The sequence below is a fragment of the Acidobacteriota bacterium genome, from assembly GCA_009838525.1.
Taxonomy (GTDB): Bacteria; Acidobacteriota; Vicinamibacteria; order Vicinamibacterales; family UBA8438; genus VXRJ01.
This window is the reverse complement of sequence record VXRJ01000008.1, coordinates 1-8,178: the sequence shown is the minus strand read 5'-3', so window position 1 is coordinate 8,178 and position 8,178 is coordinate 1. Positions and strand designations below refer to the sequence as shown.

3 protein-coding genes are annotated in these 8,178 nt (G+C 46.7%); all 3 read right to left on the bottom strand.

What is annotated here, in order from left to right:
- Positions 1-563: 563 nt before the first annotated feature.
- The gene (locus tag F4Y45_01475) at positions 564-4,073 is read right to left on the bottom strand and encodes a S8 family serine peptidase (GenBank protein ID MXY23175.1); all 3,510 of its coding nucleotides are present in this window, start codon (positions 4,071-4,073) and stop codon (positions 564-566) included.
- 15 nt (positions 4,074-4,088) lie between these two features.
- Positions 4,089-7,616, bottom strand: coding sequence for a S8 family serine peptidase (locus tag F4Y45_01470; protein MXY23174.1), 3,528 nt, complete (start codon positions 7,614-7,616; stop codon positions 4,089-4,091).
- 215 nt (positions 7,617-7,831) lie between these two features.
- The coding region (locus F4Y45_01465) for a T9SS type A sorting domain-containing protein (GenBank protein ID MXY23173.1) at positions 7,832-8,178 on the bottom strand (347 nt) is incomplete at its 5' end.

Sequence of the window (8,178 nt, the reverse complement as noted above, 5' to 3'; positions counted from 1 at the left end):
TCTCCAAATATACGAACGGGAAAGCTAACAAACAAAAAACTGAGTACTACACGGAAGAACCCGAAAAAATCCGCCCACAACGCACGGAAACAAAGGTCTTGAACCTCAAAAAACCGAAACCACCGAAGTCAGGTTAATACACAACCTTTTGAACCAGAGACATGGACCCCTCCTTTTTTGTTGGAATTTGTGCTCCCTAAAGGTACGAAATTTGGAGGATTCCGTCCCTGGTTTTCGGGCGAATAATAGAGAATTCTGAGCCTGTTCAGAGCGGAGGCCAGAATGGAATCTATCCGGTTCCCCTTCCCGAGTCAAACCACCAAAATCAGAACCACAAAAGATCAGGATTTTTAAAAATACCCCGATCTCGAGGTTTTGCAAGAGGCTCAACTGTGTCTCCAAGGCTCAGTGGGAAGTTCCGTAAGAATCCAAGGTGAAACCGTTTTCCTCCGTACCAAGAAAAAACATACGACTTGACTTCTCTGGTCTATCCATCACCCCAACCATTGCAAAACCCCTACCGAAGGATTTTGCAAGAGGCTCTCCCGGTAATACAGTCTATGTTACCGGATCACGATGAATTTGCCTGAATTCGTAAACGTCCCGACATCCGACTGTGCTGTCAGACGATATAGATATACCCCCGAACTAAGCCCTTGACTGTCCACAGATATAGACGCATCAAAGCCTGCACCCACTTCGCCAGCGAACACCTCACGAACGCACTTGCCCAGAAGATCCACAATCTCCAGATATACGCGAGCCGAGTAGGGTAAATCAAAGTGTATCCGCATGCTTGAATTGACGGGATTGGGATAGTTTCCGTGCAGGACGAACTCAGGTGGTAGCTTTGGTTGCTCTGTACTAATCGATGGGATTTCCTCAAAAATGGAAGCTGCGTACAATTTACGACCATATTTAGCCCCATACGCGGAAATAAGTAGTCCAAGACTACTCAACTCCAACGTGATAAGCAGAACCTCGCCTCCCAAACTTGTAAAATCTATCTCTGAATTTCGCAGCCAAGGCTTACCATTCTTACTGACCTCTAATGAATATATATCTGGACGTATATCAATGTACGAAGAAGCTGCACCTTCGGCTACCTGAACAGCATAAACAAAACCTTGATCAGAAATAAATCGAAAGCCTAAATCGGGCTGTCCCGTCAGGGTATGGACAACACGAAGAGCAACAATATCCTCAGACATTGCATGATCCCGTGCACAGCAGACTATCGTGGAATGAATCTGACTCTGATCAGCGTTACTGCGATAGATGATCTGATAACTGGAATCTCCTTTCACTTCAAGATTGGATACCAGCGAAAGGTCGTTCATAGAATTATCAACACGTGGTCGCGCGGGCCCCACAGGGATGGAGATATAATCTGAAGAGAATCTCGCAGGAATTCTATTGGGGACATCCTGTGCATCGTCCAAATACAGTTCCAACTGGCTCTCAGTGTTGTTTATGATCTGTAGATTTCCGTAATAACTGCGGACTCCATTTTCCCAGTAGTCTACTGCCCTGTCTACCAGCTTCAACCATGCCGCTTCATCTTTTCCACTTACAAGGGCAAACGCCACTTCCTCGTGAGCACCCGGCCCCAACCGAACAGGACCCACACTTGCAATACTTGACCAATTATCCGCCGTGGGAAATCCAAGTCTATTCTCTCCACTCAGGTATTCCCAAATAATCTCATTCCATGTAAGACCAGGATAAATACCATAGTTGAGTAATGCTCCATAGCGAATATCAAAGTCCTCTGAAAGAACCTTAATGCCCGATGCCGTGGAGATAACTCCCGGTTCAGCCGAGATCTGGTAAATGGCTTGCCGTTCAACATCAAACCTCGGCTGATCCTCATTCCAACGAAGTGATACTAACCAGTCTATGTATAAACCTACATGTAGGTTGTCAATCCAATGTTTGTGTGGGTTGGTGATCGTATACTTTACGATGATGAATCCCCCCGAAGGATCATTCTCATCCGTCACAAATTGTGTCTCCTCCAAGATCTCCACCTCAATCGGGTTGGGAGCATTCGAATCCGAAAGGGTTACCTCTGTACTCACTATCCCGTTTGCGTCGGATGCATAGACTTCCATCTTGGTGCCTGGCTTACGATTAAAGTGGACTGGCTGCGTGAGAACATGACTCCCCTTGTATCCGATCACGGACGATGATATTTGATTTGGACTGGTACCTATAATTAGTCCCGCTTCATCAATTGGTTTACTAAGCGTACCTATGTAGATCCCCATTCCAGCACTATGTCCCCAACGATCCAAATACCCCAAATTCCCCTCCGAGGTTATACTGTAGCCTAACAACCACGTGTCCTCATTTACGTTATAAACAGGGAGTGTCTCACCGGAACGTGACTCAAACCTGTGGTTTAGCTTCTCGACCCCACCACCATGGGTTATTCTGATTTCGATCAAATCAGTTACTCTGTAGGGAATATCACCTGGAATACTAAATGGAAACGTAACACTGCCTACACCTGCTCCGGTAGGAAAATCAATCCTTTGCAAAGTTGACTCAAATCCCATATACGAAGGTACATCCACCAACTCAACGGATGCAGACTGATTCGTTCCATTTCCAAAGTAACTTTCCACTTTAACAACAAAGGATGGAGACGAATCGTTTGTGGAACCTCTTCGCTCAACTCCAACTGCCCGGATCGCACTTGGAACCGGTGCCCGTACAGCTGAATACGCATTAACTCTACCACGACCCAATAGCCCCTCGAATCCCCCAGAATTTGAACTTTCAATGGTATCGGCGGTGTATCTGAGTTGCTCCCGTACCTGTTCTGCAGAGAAACGCGGAAACCGAGTCTTTACCAGAGCTGCAATTCCCGCAACCATTGGTGAGGAAAAAGATGTGCCACTAATTCGTTCATATTGATTATTCGGAACAGCCGTAGCTACGTCAATTGCAGATGCAAATACGTCAACAGTAGAGCCATAATTGAACACGACACGATCCCAATTTTTTTCTGTACCGCCAACTGCAAGCGTCTCATTGAGACTTGCCGGGTAACTTGGTATGGCATCATTATTGGTGCGATTATTCCCCGCACCGGCAACAAAGAGAGTTCCCATCTCCATCGCACATTGCACGGCAAGGTGATTGGTTCTGGAATAGCTTCTAGAGGAGAAACTGCCGTTTATGATGTCTGCGCCATTTGCAGCGGCATATAAAATCCCCTCAGCAATGTGGCAGATCCCACCACCTCCACAATCTGCTCCCAACGGCATGTATGCAGCGTTCCAACTACTTCCCGCCACCCCCTTACCATTGTTGCTCTCCCCCGAAGCTACACTGGCAACTGCGGTACCATGATTATTGGATGTCAGGTCGATCGTCACACTGGGCGTATAGGGCATTCGATTCTCCAAATCGTAACCATGCACATCATCTATATAACCGTTGCCGTCGTCATCAATGCCATTGTCTGGAATTTCATCTGAATTCGTCCATACATTCGCGATTAGGTCCTCGTGCCGCCAATCGGTACCACTATCCAAAATGGCGACCACCACTTCTCCCTGCTCTCCCTTTACCACATCCCATGCCTTTTCCAACTGCAGTCTTTTCATATAGGCAGTCTGGTAATTATAGTCTGGATCATTTGGGACGCTCGTGCCCACTGAACCTGTAGTTTTGTAATAATATTCGGCCTCCGCATACACAACACCAGGATCACTTTCAAAGGCCAAAGCCAATATCTCTGGAGGTGTGGCCTCCGAAAAATGTGCGCGATAGACATTTGACAGTTCTCCTGCATTATCGCATGAAATCCCAGTGCGTTGCAGATATGGGAATGCGGGAACAAGCGCATAAACGCCATGGGTGTTGGCAATCGCATCAAAAAGCACTAATCCTGATCGCTTACCCACTGGAAATATGCCGTCCGTGAACTGTACTAGAACAACGTTCGGAACCACATCTGCGCTTGGGCCAGGAAATTGAACCTGTGCTGCCGTTCGGCTGGAGACACTCAAACCGATTCCCGCCAATAGCAGTGCCAATTTTAGAATTGCGTTGCCCATCATGGCAATCTCTTCCGTCTATCTCACCAACACAATCCTGCCGGACTGTGCCAATTTCCCTGATGGAGCATCTGCCAGAAGGCGATATAGATAAATTCCTGAGGCAAATCCGTCTCCACTGATCTGATATTGGCGATTGTATCCGGCTTCCATATACTCTTTCGATCCTTCCCACACAAGTCGGCCAATCATGTCCATTACTTCTACCGTAATGTGCGCCGACACCGGCAAATCAAAACGAACCTGTGTAAATGTATTGAATGGATTTGGGTAATTTCCGTGCAAAACCAATTCGGATGGGAACGTATGGGATGTAACCGTATTTGTTTCGGTAACAGAACCAAGCTCTGTACCATCCGGGCAAAAACTTTTCAAGTTAACTCCTGACGATGCCGAGCCACTCATCACCAACACGAAACTCCTGCCCGCAAACAAGTCTGCATCCAGATTATAGGTTCCCAGTAATACGTTTGATAACGGATCCCATAACTGAATCGCATACGACCCCGGTTCCAACTCTGTAAAACCGGATACCGCATCTGCTGAAACCTGTAATGTTCTTATCTGACCATGGCTGTCACCGTCCAAAACACGTAACTCCAAATCAGCGACATCGGTGATCCCATGCACCACTCGGAATTCTACCTTATTCTCGGACACCGCGACTCGGCGGGCATCTGCCGCCACCATGAACCGCTTAGAGTTTCCAAAGAATACAACCTGATAACGACCTGTCGGATCAAAGTCTACCCTCGCCGAAACAAGTGGATCAGATTTCTTGGAACTCCCTGTTTTCCTCAATTCCACCACCGAATCACCAAACTCCATCGGTAGAAATTTCGTTGCAACTTCTGGCTGCCAATCCTCTATGGTCAACTGACCATTAACATATAAATCCAAAGGGGCCTCTGAATCAATCTGCAAAAACTGGGCCCTAGCTTTACTTGTAAAGTGAGAATCCCAAAAGTCTTGTGCCCGATCGGCATTAAGCAACATATCGTCAATTGAATCACCTCCCAAGAAAGCAAACGCCGCTTCTACACTTTCGTCAGAAAGGACAGTGTAAGGTCCCGCCCCGAACACGTGCCCCCAATAGGACGCGGTAGTACTCGGAAGTGGATTGACACCTCCACTTATGAACCACCATGCCGACTCTGACCGGGGAAAAGGATACGGCCAGTTACTGTTATACACCGTAAAATGATGTTTTGCATTGTCGGTCAGTACCATGGCGCCCATTACGGGCGCAGCGCCTTTGGCGTACTGGTAACCGACCCCCCTATCCAAATCATATCCTGGAATATCACCAAACCAGTTTTCGCTGATGACCCAGTCAAATAGTTGGCCAATGTGAAGGTTATTGACCACAGAACTTGATGGATTTGTGACTGTATATCGCAGTATAGCAAAACCCGAATTCCGGCTTTCAGGGTCAAAATAGATTTCCTGTAATACTTCCATACCCGTAGGATTCGGTGCCTTTGTGTCCAACAATGTGACTTCGGCCTCCCACGGTGTAATGTTGCCCGGGGCCCGAATCTTAAGTCCGGAATTCGGCTTTGGTATGAAGTGTACATTATTCCTATACTCAATACCCTTAACCGTTCTGGATACCTGATTTGGTCCTGTACCCAGGATCACGCCAGATTCAAAGAGCAGGTGTTGAATTTCTTTGAAAAAAATCCCTCTGCCACGAGAAAATCCCTCCAGCCATACCCGATTCTGGTCTAAAAAACCAATATTACCCTCTGATGTTACGTCGAATGTCAGTTTTTCACTGCTAACCCCATCTATTTCCCAATTTTCAATCGGGCTAATAATTGCTTCTCTACTAGTCTCAGTGCCTGTTCGTAACTCAAATACAAACAACTCCGCCCCTCTGTACTCGCGGCTATTTGCCACAGTAAACGGGAATGAAACAGTTTTTGATGTCCCACTTGGAACACTGCCAACCACAGTAGCTCTCCTAGCAAAATCATATGCATTCGGGGCTTCTACAATGCGAACTTCTAAGTCTTCTGTACCTTCCAGATAACTGTGCACCGTCACATTTACGTCACCAGTTGTGCCAAGTCGCCATCTACCACTATTAAAATCAACCTCCATAGTGTCAAAAACCGTACCAGCAATTCCCGTCTCGGTCACGGCTTTAAACGCATTCACCCTGCCAAAACCTAATAGCCCCTCGAATTCAGGAACATTCGCATAATCTATGGGATCTGCCGTAAAGCGGATCTGCTCACGAATCTGATCGGCATCATAGTTCGGAAAGGCCGTCTTAACTAGTGCCGCGATACCAGAAACTAGGGGTGTGGCAAATGACGTACCCGTCGTAAAGCGACTATAACCGTCTCCTTCAATTGAGATCACATCTCTTCCAGCTGCATATACGTCAACGTTTGTACCATAGTTGAAAACCACCGTATCATAATCGTTTGATGTTGCACCTACGGTCAGTACACGGGGATAACTCGCTGGATACAATGGGCGTCTATCCAAATTAATTCCGTCATTACCAGCACCTGCGACTATCAACGCCCCCATATCTGTAACCGCCTGTATCACTATTGCTCCCGTTTTTGAATACCCTGCAGTTGAGAAGCTGGCATTGATAATATCTGCCCCGTGAGTTGCGGCATAGGCTATCCCCTCATATGTGCTACATAAACCTGACCCACACGAGACACCAACAGAAATAAATCGTGCGTTCCAACTGCTACCAGCCATTCCTATGCCGTTATTTGTAACCGCAACGGCCATTGAGGCGACTGCTGTCCCATGTTCGCCATGATTGGGGGGCAGGAATTCCTTTGGATCGTAGGGGCGGCCATGCCCGATATCATAGCCATGAACATCATCCACATACCCATTCTGATCATCATCAATCCCATTACTCGGTACCTCCCCGGGATTTCGCCACACGTTTGCCATGAGATCTTCATGCTTCCAATAAACCCCATCATCAACTATCGCAATTAGTGCATCTCCTTGCTCTCCCTTTGTAATCTCCCATGCTGTTGGTAACTGCAACAGTTCAAAATACTTCATCTGACGGGACTCGAACAGGGGATCATTTGGCTTGATCAAATTATCCTTTCCCTGAATGTAGTGGATGAAATTAGGCTCAGCGTAGACAATATTGGGATCCATTGAGAGTGCGGAAGCAACCTTCTCGGGCGAATACAATTCCTCAAAATTAACCGTGTAGATCCTCTCCAGAGCAGAAATCGCATCCGTCTTTCGTGCAACCCTGTCCAGAAAAGGAAAGGATTTGTTCACCGAAGAAAAATTATATCGCTCAGCCAACTCATCAAACACTTTGGATCCTACTCTTTTCCCTGTATTGTCCAGTGATACTCCCTTAATAAACTGCACATAAACCTCACCCGGCACAAAAGATGAATCTGCCACTGGAATCTGTGCGAACATCTCCGTACCCAAGCCAATATTCATGATCAAAGCGACCATAAACCTCGTAGAGTTCATTACTTCACCTCGCTGGGAATCTTGTCGCTCAGGGGTTGGAGGAAAGCGAGCCACAGCCATAAACTATTCAGGTTATCCTTGCATAAAGAACCAGAATAAGCCTTCCCATTTTGGGGAAAACGGTAGGCACTCTCCACGTAAGCGTTAACTTGTTTCATTGACAGGAAAACATCACTCAATTTGCAGGGATCCCCACTAACTCGTTTTCGTCTATCAAATTAAGCTTTGCGGGGCATTTTTTTGGTTCTACCATGAATGTTGTGGGTAGAACCATCCTATCTCACGACTGCCATCGCTTTTGATTGTTGAACAACTTGATCTCCTGTATCCGCCATAAGCAAGTAATGGTAGATTCCAGGGGCTGCGTCATTCATGCAAATCTCTGCCGTGTGATTTCTACCAGTTTCATACCATCCGTAGATGATCATTTGGACGGTTCGTCCCAAGAGATCCGTCACGTAAACCGAAATTTGTGATGGTTGTGGAAGATCAAAAACTATATTTGCGCAATCTGATAAAGGGTTTGGGTAATTCCCGTGGAGAGTTAGTTTAGGAGATAGCTCTTCATTTTCAACAGAGACTCTCTCTGCATCCCAGGTCGCCGTCGCCGAAACGGCGGCCG

Coding starts and splice junctions, on each gene's coding strand:
- F4Y45_01475 (MXY23175.1), bottom strand. CDS start 4,073: ATGATGGGCAACGCAATTCTAAAATTGGCACTGCTATTGGCGGGAATC.
- F4Y45_01470 (MXY23174.1), bottom strand. CDS start 7,616: ATGGCTGTGGCTCGCTTTCCTCCAACCCCTGAGCGACAAGATTCCCAG.